This window comes from Dysosmobacter sp. Sow4_B12, assembly GCF_052116665.1.
Lineage (GTDB): Bacteria > Bacillota > Clostridia > Oscillospirales > Oscillospiraceae > Oscillibacter.
Map to the genome: position 1 here is coordinate 419,590 of NZ_JBQKKR010000001.1, position 14,989 is coordinate 434,578.

Consider the following 14,989-nt stretch of genomic DNA (forward strand, 5'->3'; position numbering starts at 1 on the left):
ACCGTCTGACGGACAGAGCAGAAATGCTCTGTCCGTTTTTTCAGAAAATTTTCAGCTTGGTGCATTATTGTGGAAGAAACGAATTAACTCTTGCGAATTAGGCTCATATCCAGTATAATGAACAAGTGCGTAACCAACTGGTTTGAAACCTGCACCGAATATTTGAGAGGACTGAAACAACAAATGAGCGCATCAAGAGAAAAAAAGACCCGTCAGGATCTGTCCAAAACCGACTGGACCGATCCCAAGACTGCCCGTGAGGCCCAGCAGCGCAAGGCCGAAAAGCGCAGCAACATGGTGTATGCCGCCATCGCTGTGGTATTCGTCCTGGTCGCCGTGGTATCTCTGGTATGGAAGTCTCAGATCATTCAGAAAAAGGCTACCGCCGCTGTCATCGACGGTGAAAAGTACACAGCCGCTGAAGTGAGCTACTATTTCCAGCAGACCTATCAGAACTTTGTGAACCAGAACAACTATTTCCTCAGCTACATGGGTCTGGACACCAGCACGGATCTGCGGGAGCAGACCTATCCCGGCAGTGAGGACGGCCAGACCTGGTTCGACTATTTCATGGACCAGACCCTCCAGCAGATGATCACCGTCAAGGCTCTGAACGACAGCGCCGCGGCGGAAGGCTTCACCTGGACCGATGAGATGCAGTCCCAGCTGGACAGTAGCATCTCCTCCCTAAAGGAAAATGTCGCCTCCTCCGGCTACTACACTTCTTTCAAGCAGTACCTCACCGCCAACTACGGCTCCACCATGACGGAGAAGGTCTTTACCCAGCAGGTTAAGGCCACCTCCCTGGCCCAGGCTTACGCCACCGCCCACAGTGAGAGCCTCACCTATACCGACGCCCAGCTGGATGAGGCATACGCCGCCAATCCCAACAATTATGACAAGGTGGCCTACCAGTCCATCCGCGTCAGCGGCTCTGTTCCCACCACCGATGCCGACGGCAACACCGTCGAGGTCACGGATGACATGAAGGCCGACGCTATGGCCCAGGCCAAGGAGACCGCCGATTCCATCTACGCCGCCTTCCAGGCCGGCGCGAGCCTGGAGTCCCTGTCCACCGATGACACCTATTACACCAACTCCGACGGCACCTCCTATGGCGCTGACACCCTGGGCGACTGGCTGTTCGACAGTGCCCGCAAGGCCGGCGATTCCGCCGTGCTGGAGGATACCGCCTCTTCCGCTTATTACGTGGTCTCCTTCGGTGAGCGCTTCCGGGACGATTACAACACCGTGTCCGTCCGTCATATCCTGCTGAAAGTTGACGACAGCGACTTGGATTCTGAATCCGAGACCTATGAGGCCGATCTCCAGGCTCTGAAGGACGAGACCTTGGCCCAGGCTGAGGACCTGCTGGCCCAGTGGAAAGCCGGCGAGGCCACTGAGGATTCTTTCGCCGCCATGGCCAATGAGTATTCCGAGGACCCCGGCTCCAACACCACCGGCGGCCTGTACAGTGATTTCCCCAAGGGCCAGATGGTCCAGGAATTCAACGACTGGAGCTTTGACCCCATCCGCAAGAGCGGTGACACCGGCATCGTCTATGGCGAAAGCACCAGCTATAAGGGCTATCATATCATGTACTTCGTCAGCACGGACCTTCCCTATTGGAAGAGCCAGGTGCGGGACGACCTGGTGAGCGATGACATGACCACCTGGTACACGGATCTGACCGCCGGCTATACCGCCGAACAGCAGAGCGGCATTCGCTACGTTGGCTGAGAAAGTTCCGAAATAAGGCCATGGAGCCGGCTTTGCGATCCAAAGCCGGCTCTCTTTGGCTTCATCTGAGGGGAATGTGACCAATGGAACAACAATTTTTGCGCAACCAGATGCTGTGGGGACAGGAGGGCCAGCACCGTCTGGCGGAAAGCCATGTGATCCTCTTCGGACTCGGCGGTGTGGGCAGCTACACGGCGGAGTGCCTTGCCCGGGCCGGCGTGGGAGAGCTGACCATCGTGGACAACGACACCGTGGGCCTCACAAACCTCAACCGCCAGCTGGAGGCGCTGCACTCCACCATCGGGCAGAACAAGACCGACGCGGTGGCGGCGCGGCTGCGGGACATCAACCCCGCGCTGAAGCTCCACCCCATCTGCGGCACCTATGACGCCGCCCACCGGGACAGCTTTTTCCCTGCCGGCTGCCGGTATGACTATATTGTGGACGCCATTGACCTGGTCAGCTGCAAGCTGGACCTGGCGGAGACCGCCCTCCGGCTGGGCATCCCCCTGGTCATGGCTCTGGGCACCGGAAACAAGCTGGACCCCAGCCTCCTGCGGCTGGCGGACATTTCTGAAACGTACGGCTGTCCCCTGGCCCGGGTCATGCGCAAGGAGCTGCGCAGCCGGGGTATCCACCATTTGAAAGTTGTATTCAGCCCGGAGGAGCCTGCTCCCGCCCAGCAGCTGGAGGCCCCACCTCCCGGCCGCCGCAGCGTCCCCGCCAGCACCCCTTGGGTGCCGGCCACAGCCGGTCTGCTGCTGGGCAGCGCCGTGGTCCGGGACCTGGTCTCCCGCCTGTGAATAAAGAAAGAAGAGAATATATGCTGACAGGTACAATCGTCAACGCACTGGCCATTTTAGCTGGCTCCGTGGCCGGCATACTGCTCAAGCGGCTGGCCGGCAAGTTTTCCGCGTCCCTGGACGACGCCAGCAGTCTGGGGCTTCGCCTCCAGACTATTATCATGCAGGGCGTGGCCCTGTGCATCCTCTACATCGGCATCGACGGATGTCTGAAAGGGGAAAACGCCCTCATTGCCATTTTGTCCATGGTCATCGGCTCCATCATCGGAGAGCTGCTGGACCTGGACAAGCGGATGCGCTCCCTGGGTGACTGGGTGCAGGCCCGCACCGCCCACTTGGTCCACGGCGGCCAATCGGCCTCTGTGTCCGAGGGCTTTGTCACCGCTTCCCTGCTGTTCTGCGTGGGTGCCATGGCCATTGTGGGCGCCCTCAACGACGGTCTCACCGGAGACCACTCCACCCTGTTTGCCAAGTCCCTGCTGGACGGCATCAGCTCTATCGTCTACGGCGCTTCCCTGGGCATCGGCGTGGCTTTCTCCGCCGTAGCGGTGTTTCTCTACCAAGGGCTTATCGCCTTAGCCGCTTCCTTTTTGGAGCCTTTTTTGGTGGAGAGCGTCATCGCGGAGATGACCTGCGTGGGGTCCTTGATGATCGCGGCCCTGGCTCTTAACATGCTGGGCGTCACAAAGATCAAGGTCATGAACCTGGTCCCCGCCATCTTCCTGCCGATTTTCCTCTGCATGGTGATGTAATACAAAACCTCCCCGGTCTTTCGACCGGGGAGGTTTTGTATCTCAGAAGGGGCCGTAGCCGGTGACCGCCGCGAAGATGACGAAGGCGGAGCAGATGAGGAGCTCCACCGCCACCACGGGCAGGGCAAACTTAAACCACTTGTTGAAGGGGATACCCGCAACGCCCAGGGACGCGCACAGGGTGCCGTGGGTGGGGATGATGGCGTTGGTGAAGCCGTCGCCGAACTGGAAGGCCAGCACCGCCGTCTGGCGGCTGATGCCCACAATATCCGCCAGAGGCGTCATGATGGGCATAGTAGTGGAGGCCTGGCCGGAGCCGGAGGGAATAAAGAAGTTGATGACGCACTGGACGATGAGCATACCCTCAGCGGCAACGGCTTTGGGCAGGCCGGAAATAAGGGTGGCCAAGGCGTGAACGATGGTGTCCAGGATCTGACCCTCGCTCATGACCACCAGAATTCCACGGGCAATGCCCACGATGAGGGCGCCCATGGCAATGTCCTTGGCGCCGGCGATAAAGTCCCGGGCCATCTGGTTGGGCTGCGTACCGCCCAGGATTCCGCCCAGGATACCCATGCCCAGGAACACGGCTGCAATATCCAAAACGCCCCAGCCGAACTTCATTACGCCCACCACGATGATGATGAGGCCGCCGGCCAGAGTCAGCAGCACCAGAATATCCCGGCTACGCAGGGGCACATCCTCAATGGTGATCTTCTTGTCCTTCTGGGCCAGCTCCAGGTCACGGACATAGCTGCATTCCGGATTCTTGCGGACCTTGTTGGCATACCGCAGGATGCACAGGGGCACCACGACCACCATCACCAGCCACACGGCAATGCGCAGGGGCATGCCGGAGAACGTGGGCAGCTCGGCGATCTTCTGCGCCACGCCTACGGTGAAGGGGTTTAGGAAGCCGGAGGAAAAGCCGATGGCGGCGCCAAAGGTGACCATGGCCATGCCCACGATGGCGTCATAGCCCAGCGCCCGGGCAAGGGCGATGCCGATGGGGATGAAGATGATGGTCTCCTCAGACATGCCGAAGGTGGCGCCGCCCAGGGAGAACACAAACATCATCAAGGGGATGATGATCTTTTCACGGCCCTGGAGCCGGTAGGCCAGCTTTTTAATTCCGTTTTCCATAGCGCCGGTCTGGGTGATGATATTGAAGGCGCCGCCCACCACAAAGATGAACACCATGATGTCGGCTACCTCCACCATACCGTTGGGAATGGCGTGCAGGAAGCTGAAAAAGCTCACCGGGCTCTGGGCCACATAGGTAAAGGAATCCGGGTCCACCACCTTGCGGTTGGCAGTCTCATTGAAGATGCGCTCATAACTGCCGGCGGGGATCACATAGCTGCATACCGCCATAAGGGCGATGATGCAGAACAAAATAACAAAGGTATGGGGAAATGCCAGTTTTCTCTCTCTTTTTTCTTTCACAGGGAGCAATCCTCTCTCATTTGATCTTGGCCTAAAAAAGCCCGGGGTAATTGTACATTACCCCGGGCTTTTCGCTCGGAAACAGAAGTAAAATTACTTCAGCTCGACCTTGGCGCCAGCCTCTTCCAGCTGCTTCTTCAGAGCCTCGGCCTCGTCCTTGGACACGGCTTCCTTCAGAGTCTTGGGAGCACCCTCGACGGTAGCCTTGGCCTCAGCCAGGCCCTGGCCGGTGATCTCACGGACAGCCTTGATGACCTTGATCTTGGCAGCGGCGTCAAAGCCGGTCAGAACCACGTCGAACTCAGTCTTCTCAGCCTCGGCGGGAGCGGCAGCGGCAGCGGGAGCGGCCATAGCGGCGGCGGATACGCCGAACTCTTCCTCCAGAGCGTGCACCAGCTCGCTCAGCTCCAGAACGGTCAGACCCTTGATCTCTTCGATCATAGCGGTAACTTTCTCAGACATTGTATTTGCCTCCTAATAGTAAATTTTTAAAATGTGGGGGCCGTCCGAATTATTCGGCGGCGGGGGCTTCCTCGGCGGGAGCAGCATCCTCGGCGGGAGCGCCGTTCTTCTCGGCGATCTGCTTCAGGACGACAGCCAGGCCGGTGATGGGAGCCAGCATGCTGCCCAGGACCTGCGCCTGCAGGATGGGCAGAGCGGGGATGGAAGCCAGAGAGTTGATGGTGGCCAGGTCCACGGGCTTACCGTCCATGAAACCGCCCTTGATCTCGAACTTGCCGTCCAGCTTCTTGGCATAGTTGGCCATGACACGGGCGGGAGCCACGGGGTCATCGCACAGAGCCAGAGAAGTGGTGCCGTTCAGCAGATCGTCCAGGTCACCCAGGCCGGTGTTGTTGAAAGCGAAGCGGAGCAGGGTGTTCTTCACGACTGCGTAATCCACATTGCTCTCACGGCACTCCTTGCGCAGAGCGGTGTCTTCTTCAACGGTGATACCCTTGTAGTCGACAATCACGCCCGCGGTGGCCTTCTGGATCTTCTCGGTCAGCTGGGCCACGATAGCCTGCTTTTCAGATAAGACCTTTGCGTTAGGCATTCTTGTTTTCACCTCCAGGAAATTTGTGGGGTGTATCTGAATATCGGCGGAATGCAGGATGACAAGGGATTTTTCGCCAGGCAAGGTGGTTTTCCGCAGAAATCCTGTCGGATCTCAAGGGAAATCAACGCGGCACGGCGGAAAAGACCTGTCAGACAGCATTTCGACGGTGTTCAGATATACCCAAAGGTGCGTTCAAAAAGGAAACCGTCCTTGTGCGCAAAGACACACAAGGACGGATAGCAAAGCATGTTTGCCGCCCTCGGCAGGATTTACGGCTTTCGCCACCTGCTGTCTTTGGAACGCATCTGATAGTATACTCAAGTATTTGACAAAAGTCAATACTCAAATATCGTTTTACCTAATTTTCTGCCGAAAACCAGGCGGAGCGAAGCGTTCCCCAAAAATCAGATCAGCTTCGCGGTGCTCATCTTCACGCCGGGGCCCATGGTGGAGGCAACGACGCAGGAGCGGATATACTGGCCCTTGGCGGTGGCGGGCTTGGCCTTGACGATGGCGCCCATGAGAGCGTTGTAGTTCTCGGTCAGCTTCTCGGGGCCGAAGGACACCTTGCCAATGGGGCAGTGGATGATGTTGGTCTTGTCCAGGCGGTACTCGATCTTACCGGCCTTGACTTCCTTCACGGCCTTGGCCACGTCGGGAGTCACGGTGCCGGCCTTGGGAGAGGGCATCAAGCCCTTGGGGCCCAGGACCTTACCGAGGCGGCCGACAACGCCCATCATGTCGGGGCTGGCGACGACCACGTCGAACTCAAACCAGTTTTCCTTCTGGATCTTCTCCACCAGGTCCATATCGCCGACATAATCGGCGCCGGCCTCGCGGGCAGCGTCAGCCTTGTCGCCCTTGGCGAACACCAGGACGCGGACGGTCTTGCCGGTGCCGTGGGGCAGCACGATGGCGCCGCGGACCTGCTGGTCGGCGTGACGGGAGTCAACGCCCAGCTTCACGTGCAGCTCGACGGTCTCGTCGAACTTGGCACTGGCGGTTTTGCAAATGAGAGCCAAGCCCTCAGCAGCCTCGTACTGAGTGTTCTTGTCGATCTGCTTGGCACTTTCCTTATATTTCTTGCCTCTAAACAATGTTACTTCCTCCTCATAGTGGTTCTTCGGAATTAATCCTCCCACTGTATGGAGCGGCCTTGCAGCCGCTCGGCTGTTGTGAAATGTCAGTCAGTTGGGCGTGGGGATCAGTCACCCACGACAACGCCCATGGAGCGGCAGGTGCCGGCGATCATGCTCATGGCGGCTTCCAGGCTGGCGGCGTTGAGGTCCTTCATCTTGATCTCAGCGATCTTCTGGATGGAGGCCTTGGAGATGGTGGCCACCTTGTTCTTGTTGGGCACACCGGAGCCGGACTCAATGTTGCACTCCTTCTTGATCAAGACAGCCGCGGGGGGCGTCTTGGTGATGAAGGAGAAGGAGCGGTCAGCGTACACGGTGATGACGACGGGGATGATCATGCCCATGTCATTCTTGGTGCGCTCGTTGAACTCCTTGGTGAAGGCGGCGATGTTGACGCCGTGCTGGCCCAGAGCGGGGCCAACGGGGGGGGCGGGAGTCGCTTTGCCTGCGGGGATCTGCAGTTTCACATAACCAGTAATTTTCTGTGCCACGGAGTAGCACCTCCTAAATCATAAATGTGGTGACGGCTGTGCAGCCGCCTTTGGCGGGACGAGAGGTCCCTCCCACTTGCGCCGGAAACGCCCGGTGCGGCGGCACCCAACGGTGCGGTTTTCAGTCCTGGACCTCTACCTGGTCCAGTTCCAGTTCCACCGGCGTCTCGCGTCCGAACATGGAGACCATCACGCTGACCCGGTTCTTCTCGGGCTCGATCTCCTCCACAACGCCGGTAAAGCTGGCCAGCGGGCCGTCCATGATGCGGACATGGTCGCCCACGCCGTACTTGACAACGATCTCGTGCTTTTCCATGCCCATGGCCAGCACTTCCTCCTCCGTGAGGGGGATGGGCTTGTTGGCGCTGCCGACAAAGCCGGTAACGCCGCGGACATTGCGCACCAGGTGCCAAGTGTCATCTGTCATGACCATCTTGATGAGCACATAACCGGGAAACACCTTCCGCTCCACCTCTTTGGTGGCGCCGGAATCGGTGACTTCCGTCACGGTCTCCATGGGGATCTCCATCCGCAGGATCATATCCTCCATGCCGCGGCCGGTCACGAACTTTTCAATGCTGGTCTTGACGGCATTTTCATAGCCGGAATAGGTATGGATCACATACCACTTCGCGCTGTCTGCCATCTCTTCTTACCCCAGAACGCTCAGGAGCATATCCAGAGCGGCACCCAGCACGCCGTCGAAGATCCAAATGCAGGCGCCGATCAGCAAAGAGCACATCAGCACAGTGCCGGTGTTCTCGATCACGGTCTTGCGATTGGGCCACACGACTTTCTTCAGCTCGCTTTTCATTTCACGGAACCACAGGCCGCGGTCCTTTTTCTTCTTCGCTTCTTCTGCCATTACGTTACACGCCCTTTCTTATTCGTTGTTGACCATTACTTGGTCTCGGTGTGGAGCGTGTGCTTCTTGCAGAAGGGGCAATACTTATTCAGCTCAAGCTTGTCCGGGGTATTCTTCTTGTTCTTCATCGTATTGTAGTTTCTCTGCTTGCACTCGTTGCATCTCAGGGTCACTTTTACGCGCATCTAACGGCACCTCCTTATTATTGGTATCCAGCACGGCTCCGCCGGGGATACCGACTGCCTCCCTGCCTTTTGGAAAGACTTCTTCGCCGGCGCTTGAAAAGCGAAAAAAGCGCACGACAAAAAAGCCCTTTTTCACAGGTAAGAAAGATTGTAGCATAAGTCAAAGCTTGGGTCAACTGTTTTTTACGAAAAAATCCCGGGATTTTTCATGGTCCGCCCTTTCGCCTTGCACCGCCGGAGCGCATGTGCTATCATGAGGGACAGAGCTTACATTTCACCAGATAAGGAGCGGCTTTTATGCGCATCATGGCCATCGACTACGGCGACGCCCACACCGGAATCGCCATCTCCGACCCCACCGGCTTTCTCACCGGCTTCACCACTGTCATCAACGCCTACCGTCCCGAGGCTGTGGCGGAGCAGATCGCAGCCCTCGCCAAAGAGCACGGCGCGGAAGAGCTGGTGCTGGGCCACCCCATCAATATGGACGGCACCCGGGGCCCCCGCTCGGAAAAGGCCCGGGCCATGGCGGAGCTTTTGAAGGAGGCCACCGGCCTTCCGGTGGTCCTCTGGGATGAGCGCCGCACCACCATCGACGCCCACCAGATCCTGTTCAACAGCGGCAAAAACGCCAAGAAGCGGAAAAAGGTGGTGGACGCCGTGGCGGCCTCCCTCATCCTGGAGGGATACCTCACTTATAAGAAGAGCCACCCTTAAACAGGATACCGCCCGAAAGACGGAAGGGACATCTTCCCTCCCCTTTCGGGCGGTGGTTTTTTGGAAATGTCAATCCTGGTCCCGCCGCACCTCTTCCGGCGGCTGGTCCAGCTGCCAGGGGTCCTGGAACAGGGCGTGGATGTACCGCAGGGCGGAGGCAAAGTAAAAGCCGTCCACTACCCGCTCGTCCGTCACCAGGTTCCAGTCCACGTATTTGCGCAGGGCCACGGAGCCGTCCCGCTGCAGCTCGTACACCCGGCGCTTTTTGCCGAAGGAGCAGAACACCGGCACGTTGCCGAAGTCATAGAGATGGTGGTAAATGGGCGGGATACCCAAGGACGCCATGGACGTGATGTACAGGGAGCCGTGGAAGGGAGACAGGTCCGTCAGCGCCCGGGGCAGCAGGCCGAAGTAATCAGCCGCCTGCAGCAGTCCCACAAAGCACTTCAGCACCAGGCCGGGGATCAAGTTGAACACCCGGGCCAGCGTATCAAAAGAGGTGTCCGAAGGAGCGCTTTTCACCTGCTGGACCTTCTCGTTGAAGCGGCGGTACACCGTTTCCGCCGTGTCGGCGGGGTCAAAGGTCACTTTAATGACCGTGTCGGGAGATTCGTTGGACATCTCCTTTTTGATGGTCATGTTGATCTGGATCTCCCGGTCCCGGCAGTAGATCTTCTGGCCGGCGATAAAGCGGTTCAGTCCCGGATACCGGGCGCAGGCCCGGACATAGGAGGCCAACAGCACATGAAGGATGCCGAAGCTCTTCATGCCCGCCCGGCGCTTTTCGATGATGTAGCGCTCCATGTTGGTGATCTCGATGTGGTCCTGGATGAAGTTCTGGGAGGTATTCCGGGTCTTCATGATGTAGGGAGACACAGCGAAAATGGGGGACAGCGTCCGCAGGCGCCGGCCGTCCATCCGGTCGCCGAAGCGGCGGATATAGGCCCCCTCCTCCACCGGGCGCTTTTTCATCGCCACGCTCAAAAGCAGCATGGAGGCCATGCACAGCAGCACGGACACCTCCGGCAGCCAGTCATGGAGGGGCCAACCGGCCTTTTGCCGGTCCTCTATTATAATATGGTATGCCATGGGCAGGCCGAACAAAAACCACAGCGGCACCTGGGATGGCACCCATCCCGTCACCGTGGCGGTATACAGCACCGCCACCAGCGCGTACAGCAGCAGGCACAGCACCGTGTGGAGCCTGGAGGGAAAGCCCAGCGCTTTCACAGCGAAGAACACGCAGCCCATCCACACGGGGATGGCGGTCCGGTACAGCCGCTCCCGGCAGTCCGTCAAGGCCATCAGCGCGAACAGCAGGTTTGCCGCGATGGGCAGGAGGATTTGGAGCCAAAATGTCGGGCGGGAGATCGCGTCCTCCCCGCAGGCCCAGACAATGCGCACCACTGCCGAACAAACCATACACAGCGCCGACAGGATCACCAGGGCGGTGACCCGTGGGACCCAATAGGCAGTTTTCTTTTTCATAGCAGTATCATTTTACCATGTTTTGACTGTTTTGCAATGGAAAAGCCCACAAAAAAGCGTTCCGTTTTCTGGAAACGGAACGCTTTTTTAGATGTACTCAGCCCTTGACTGTGCCGTCGGCGTTGAACACCGGCAGAGGCGCCAGGAACTTGATGTCCGTGCGGTCCTTGGCGCCGCCCTCGGCCAGGACAGCCACCCGGTCCGCCACCATACCGCCGGCCGCCTTCACCAGGGTCTCCAGCGCATGGAGGGAGCCGCCGGTGGAGATGACGTCGTCCATGATGAGGATGCGCTTGCCCCGGATGAGGTCCGCGTCATCCCGGCCCAGATACAGCCGCTGCTTGCCGGCGGTGGTGATGGACTCATCCTCCACGCACAGGGGGTCCGGCATGTAGACCTTGGCGCCCTTACGGGCCAGGATGTACTTCTTGGCACCGGACTGGCGGGCCATCTCATGGATCAAGGGAATACCCTTGGCCTCGGCGGTGAGCATGTAGTCATAGCTGCCGGGGTCCACCAGCTTCAAAAGCTCCCGGGCGCAGGCCACGGTCAACTCCGCGTCCCCGAACACCACGAAAGCGCCGATATACAGATCGTCTGTCACCTTGCAGATCGGCAGGTCCCGCTTCAGACCCGCCACTTCCAGCGTATAATGCATATGATTGCCTCCCTCATCAAATTACGTGGGGTCTTTCGAAGAATCTCAACAATTGTATTATACAATCCGGCGCCGGAAAGTCAATAAGCGCCGGCAAAGCGCGAAAAAAACAGCCGGCACAAGGCCGGCCGTTTCAGGCTGGATTCAAGACTGCTTGGCGTCGATATAGGAATAGAGCGTGTATTTGGAGATGCCGAAATATTTGGCGATCTTGTCGCCGGACTTGGTGACGAGAAAGGCACCGTTTTGGTTGAGGAACTGAATGGCCTTCACCTTGTCATCCTTGTTCATCAGCGCCACGGGCTTCCCCACCAGCGCCACGGACTTCTGGATCAGCTCCTCCAGCAGGTCGTTGACGTTGACGATCTTCTCCGGCTCCGACTGGGTGCTCTCCTGGACGGAGATCAGTTCCTGGACTGCGCTCTCCACCATCAAAAGGCGGGAGATGTCATAGTTGATGGCCAGGATGCCGGATACCTTGCCCTTTCCGTTGCGGATATACACGGTGGAGGACTTCAATATCTTGCCGTCCGGCGTCTTGGTCAGATAGCACAGATGGTCCTTGGGCTCCGGGTCGTTGGTCTCCATCTGCTCAATGACCACGTGGGAAGCACCGTCGCCTACCTTCCGGCCGGACACATGGCCGTTTTCAATCGCGACGATGGTATGGTCCGGGTGGCGGCTCAGATCATGGACCACCACTTCACAGCTGCTGCCAAACTGGGCGGCAATGCCCTTCGCCACCTGCTTCAGCAATTCCAGTTTACTGCTTTCCGTGGGACACCCCTCCTTTTTTCGTCAAAAATATCTAGTTCACCAGTATCATCATACCATAGTTTTTTGAAAAATCAACCGCTTTTTCAAAAAAATTTTTTGGTTTTCTAATTTTTTGTTTGACAAGTGGGATTCTTATGCTATGATAGAAGCAGAGAACAACATGGAGTCCTAAACATCATGCGGATCACAATGATATAACGGAGGGCAGAGTTATGGATTTTGAAGCGATCAAGAAAGCTGCAGAAGGCTACAAGGCGGATATGTCCCGTTTCCTGCGGGATATGATCTCCCATCCCAGTGAGAGCTGCGAGGAGAAGGAAGTCGTCATGTGCATCAAGGCCGAGATGGAAAAGCTTGGCTTTGACAAGGTGGAGGTCGACGGCCTGGGCAACGTCATCGGATGGATGGGCGAGGGCGAGAAGATCATCGCCATTGATTCCCACATCGACACCGTCGGCATCGGCAACATCGACAACTGGGAGGCTGACCCCTATCAAGGCTACGAGACTGAGGACATCATTTTCGGCCGCGGCGGCTCCGACCAGGAGGGCGGCATGGCCTCCGCCGTGTACGGCGCCAAGATCATGAAGGATCTGGGCCTCATCCCCGCCGGCTATAAGATCATGGTGGTGGGCTCCGTTCAGGAGGAGGACTGCGACGGCATGTGCTGGCAGTACATCGTCAACAAGTATTTCGCCGGCCAGGAGGACGCCCGCAGCAAGATCGAATTCGTTATCTCCACTGAGCCCACCGACGGCGGCATCTACCGGGGCCACCGGGGCCGCATGGAGATCCGGGTGGACGTGAAGGGCATCTCCTGCCACGGTTCCGCTCCCCACCGGGGCGACAACGCCATCTATAAGATGGCCGACATTCTCCAGGACGTCCGTGCTCTGAACGAAAACGGCGACGGTCCCTCCAACGAGGTCAAGGGCCTGGTGAAGATGCTGAACCCGGAATTCAACCCCGAGCATTACGAGGACGCCCAGTTCCTCAGCCGCGGCACCTGCACCGTCTCTCAGATCTTCTACACCTCTCCCTCCCGCTGCGCCGTGGCTGACGGCTGCTCCATCTCCATCGACCGCCGCATGACCGCCGGCGAGACCTGGGATTCCTGCCTGGACGAGATCCGCAACCTGCCCAGCGTCAAGAAGTACGGCGACGATGTGAAGGTCAGCATGTACATGTATGACCGGCCCTCCTGGACCGGCGAGGTCTATGAGACCGAGTGCTTCTTCCCCACCTGGATCAACAAGGAGACCGCCGCCCATGTCCAGGCCCTGGTGGACGCCCACCACGCCCTGTGGGGCGACAAGCGCATCGGCCATGCCGACGCCGACCCCAAACTGGACGCCATGCATCTGCGTGACGGCCGTCCTCTGACGGACAAGTGGACCTTCTCCACCAACTGCGTGTCCATCCAGGGCCGCTACGGCATCCCCTGCGTGGGCTTCGGTCCCGGCGCCGAGTCCCAGGCCCACGCTCCCAATGAGATCACCTGGAAGCAGGACCTGGTCACCTGCGCCGCCCTGTACGCCGCCGTGCCCGGCCTGTACAAGGAGGAGAACAAGACCGCCGATGTCACCGAGTTCCGCCAGAGCTTGACGGACAACGTCATCCAGTAAGCCGTACACATTTTGACAGAAAGATAAGGAGAAATCACCATGGATAAGACTCTTCAGATGTATATTGACAAGCTGAACGCCTTGAACTTCAAGGACATGTACAACGGCGACTTTTTCTTGACCTGGGAAAAGACCGACGATGAGATCGAGGCCGTGTTCACCGTGGCTGACGCCCTGCGCTACATGCGGGAGAACAACATCTCCACCAAGATCTTCGAATCCGGCCTGGGCATCTCCCTGTTCCGGGACAACTCCACCCGCACCCGCTTCTCCTTCGCCTCCGCCTGCAACCTGCTGGGCCTGGAGGTCCAGGACCTGGACGAGGGCAAGAGCCAGATCGCTCACGGCGAGACCGTCCGTGAGACCGCCAACATGATCTCCTTCATGGCCGACGTCATCGGCATCCGGGACGACATGTACATCGGCAAGGGCAACGCCTATATGCACCAGGTGGTGGATGCCGTCACCGAGGGCAACCGCGACGGCGTGCTGGAGCAGAAGCCCACTCTGGTGAACCTGCAGTGCGACATCGACCATCCCACCCAGTGCATGGCCGATATGCTGCACATCATCCACGAGTTCGGCGGCGTGGAAAATCTGAAGGGCAAGAAGATCGCCATGACCTGGGCCTACTCTCCCTCCTACGGCAAGCCCCTGTCCGTTCCCCAGGGTGTCATCGGCCTCATGACCCGCTTCGGCATGGACGTGGTCCTGGCCCATCCCGAGGGCTATGAGGTCATGCCCGAGGTGGAGGAAGTGGCCCGCAAGAACGCCGAGGCCACCGGCGGCTCCTTCACCAAGACCAACTCCATGGAAGAGGCCTTCCAGGACGCTGACATCGTCTATCCCAAGAGCTGGGCTCCCTTCGCCGCCATGGAAAAGCGCACCGACCTGTACGGCAAGGGCGATCTCGACGGCATCAAGGCTCTGGAAAAGGAGCTGCTGGCCCAGAACGCTCAGCACAAGGATTGGGCCTGCACCGAGGAGATGATGGCCAAGACGAAGGACGGCAAGGCCCTGTACCTGCACTGCCTGCCCGCCGACATCACCGGCGTCTCCTGCGAGAGCGGCGAGGTGGACGCCTCCGTGTTTGACCGCTACCGCACCCCCCTGTACAAGGAGGCCTCCTTCAAGCCCTATATCATCGCCGCCATGATCTTCCTGGCCAAGTGCAAGGACCCCCAGGCCACGCTGAAGGCTCTGGAGGAGCGTGCCGCCAAGCGCGAGTTCGCCAAGTAAGCAGCCC

The 14,989-nt window shown here is 58.7% G+C and carries 17 protein-coding genes and 1 other annotated feature; of the genes, 6 read left to right on the forward strand and 11 right to left on the reverse strand.

All coding sequences use genetic code 11. The features are described from left to right. Positions 1–183 precede the first annotated feature (183 nt). From ACTQ4R_RS02210 to ACTQ4R_RS02220, 3 genes are all read left to right on the forward strand, one after another. Positions 184–1,740, forward strand: a complete 1,557-nt coding sequence (locus ACTQ4R_RS02210) for a peptidylprolyl isomerase (RefSeq protein WP_441625407.1) — start codon at positions 184–186, stop codon at positions 1,738–1,740. Between the two features lie 83 nt (positions 1,741–1,823). Next, a complete protein-coding gene (locus ACTQ4R_RS02215) occupies positions 1,824–2,543 on the forward strand; it encodes a tRNA threonylcarbamoyladenosine dehydratase (protein WP_441625409.1) in 720 nt (239 codons plus the stop codon). A 23-nt stretch (positions 2,544–2,566) separates the two neighbouring features. Further along, positions 2,567–3,295 (forward strand): DUF554 domain-containing protein, encoded by a 729-nt coding sequence (locus ACTQ4R_RS02220; protein WP_441625996.1) that lies wholly within the window; start codon positions 2,567–2,569, stop codon positions 3,293–3,295. 42 nt (positions 3,296–3,337) lie between these two features. On the opposite strand, the gene ACTQ4R_RS02225 is transcribed toward ACTQ4R_RS02220, so the two are convergent. From ACTQ4R_RS02225 to rpmG, 8 genes are all read right to left on the reverse strand, one after another. Then, positions 3,338–4,741, reverse strand: coding sequence for a YfcC family protein (locus ACTQ4R_RS02225; RefSeq protein WP_441625411.1), 1,404 nt, complete (start codon positions 4,739–4,741; stop codon positions 3,338–3,340). A 93-nt stretch (positions 4,742–4,834) separates the two neighbouring features. Further along, on the reverse strand, positions 4,835–5,203 hold the full coding sequence (gene rplL / locus ACTQ4R_RS02230) for a 50S ribosomal protein L7/L12 (protein ID WP_441625413.1): 369 nt from the start codon (positions 5,201–5,203) through the stop codon (positions 4,835–4,837). A gap of 49 nt (positions 5,204–5,252) precedes the next feature. Next, a complete protein-coding gene (gene rplJ / locus ACTQ4R_RS02235) occupies positions 5,253–5,795 on the reverse strand; it encodes a 50S ribosomal protein L10 (protein ID WP_441625415.1) in 543 nt (180 codons plus the stop codon). A gap of 192 nt (positions 5,796–5,987) precedes the next feature. Next, positions 5,988–6,114 (reverse strand) — a sequence feature (ribosomal protein L10 leader region). Positions 6,115–6,202: 88 nt separating this feature from the next. Beyond that, complete coding sequence (gene rplA, locus ACTQ4R_RS02240; protein WP_441625998.1) at positions 6,203–6,895, reverse strand: 50S ribosomal protein L1; 693 nt, start codon at positions 6,893–6,895, stop codon at positions 6,203–6,205. 107 nt (positions 6,896–7,002) lie between these two features. Next, entirely contained in the window at positions 7,003–7,428 is a 426-nt protein-coding gene (rplK, locus tag ACTQ4R_RS02245; RefSeq protein WP_298018526.1) for a 50S ribosomal protein L11, read from the reverse strand. Between the two features lie 121 nt (positions 7,429–7,549). Then, positions 7,550–8,074: a transcription termination/antitermination protein NusG gene (gene nusG / locus ACTQ4R_RS02250; RefSeq protein ID WP_441625418.1), complete on the reverse strand. Its 525-nt coding sequence runs from the start codon at positions 8,072–8,074 to the stop codon at positions 7,550–7,552. A gap of 6 nt (positions 8,075–8,080) precedes the next feature. Next, entirely contained in the window at positions 8,081–8,293 is a 213-nt protein-coding gene (gene secE / locus ACTQ4R_RS02255) for a preprotein translocase subunit SecE (protein WP_441625420.1), read from the reverse strand. Positions 8,294–8,328: 35 nt separating this feature from the next. Next, on the reverse strand, positions 8,329–8,478 hold the full coding sequence (gene rpmG, locus ACTQ4R_RS02260; protein WP_021747855.1) for a 50S ribosomal protein L33: 150 nt from the start codon (positions 8,476–8,478) through the stop codon (positions 8,329–8,331). Between the two features lie 297 nt (positions 8,479–8,775). On the opposite strand from rpmG, the gene ruvX reads away from it, so the two are divergent. Beyond that, positions 8,776–9,195 carry a Holliday junction resolvase RuvX gene (gene ruvX, locus ACTQ4R_RS02265; RefSeq protein ID WP_441625423.1) on the forward strand — a complete coding sequence of 140 codons (420 nt, stop codon included), beginning with the start codon at positions 8,776–8,778 and terminating at the stop codon, positions 9,193–9,195. A gap of 69 nt (positions 9,196–9,264) precedes the next feature. Here ruvX and ACTQ4R_RS02270 read toward each other — a convergent pair whose 3' ends face one another. From ACTQ4R_RS02270 to ACTQ4R_RS02280, 3 genes are all read right to left on the reverse strand, one after another. Next, on the reverse strand, positions 9,265–10,683 hold the full coding sequence (locus tag ACTQ4R_RS02270) for a hypothetical protein (protein WP_441625425.1): 1,419 nt from the start codon (positions 10,681–10,683) through the stop codon (positions 9,265–9,267). 97 nt (positions 10,684–10,780) lie between these two features. Beyond that, entirely contained in the window at positions 10,781–11,341 is a 561-nt protein-coding gene (locus ACTQ4R_RS02275) for a phosphoribosyltransferase family protein (protein WP_441625427.1), read from the reverse strand. Between the two features lie 144 nt (positions 11,342–11,485). Then, on the reverse strand, positions 11,486–12,097 hold the full coding sequence (locus ACTQ4R_RS02280; RefSeq protein WP_441625429.1) for a helix-turn-helix transcriptional regulator: 612 nt from the start codon (positions 12,095–12,097) through the stop codon (positions 11,486–11,488). A 233-nt stretch (positions 12,098–12,330) separates the two neighbouring features. Here ACTQ4R_RS02280 and ACTQ4R_RS02285 point away from each other — a divergent pair, with 233 nt between their 5' ends. Both ACTQ4R_RS02285 and ygeW read left to right on the forward strand, forming a co-directional pair. Continuing rightward, a complete protein-coding gene (locus ACTQ4R_RS02285) occupies positions 12,331–13,743 on the forward strand; it encodes a YgeY family selenium metabolism-linked hydrolase (RefSeq protein WP_441625431.1) in 1,413 nt (470 codons plus the stop codon). Between the two features lie 39 nt (positions 13,744–13,782). Next, complete coding sequence (gene ygeW, locus ACTQ4R_RS02290; RefSeq protein ID WP_441625433.1) at positions 13,783–14,982, forward strand: knotted carbamoyltransferase YgeW; 1,200 nt, start codon at positions 13,783–13,785, stop codon at positions 14,980–14,982. Positions 14,983–14,989: the final 7 nt, after the last annotated feature.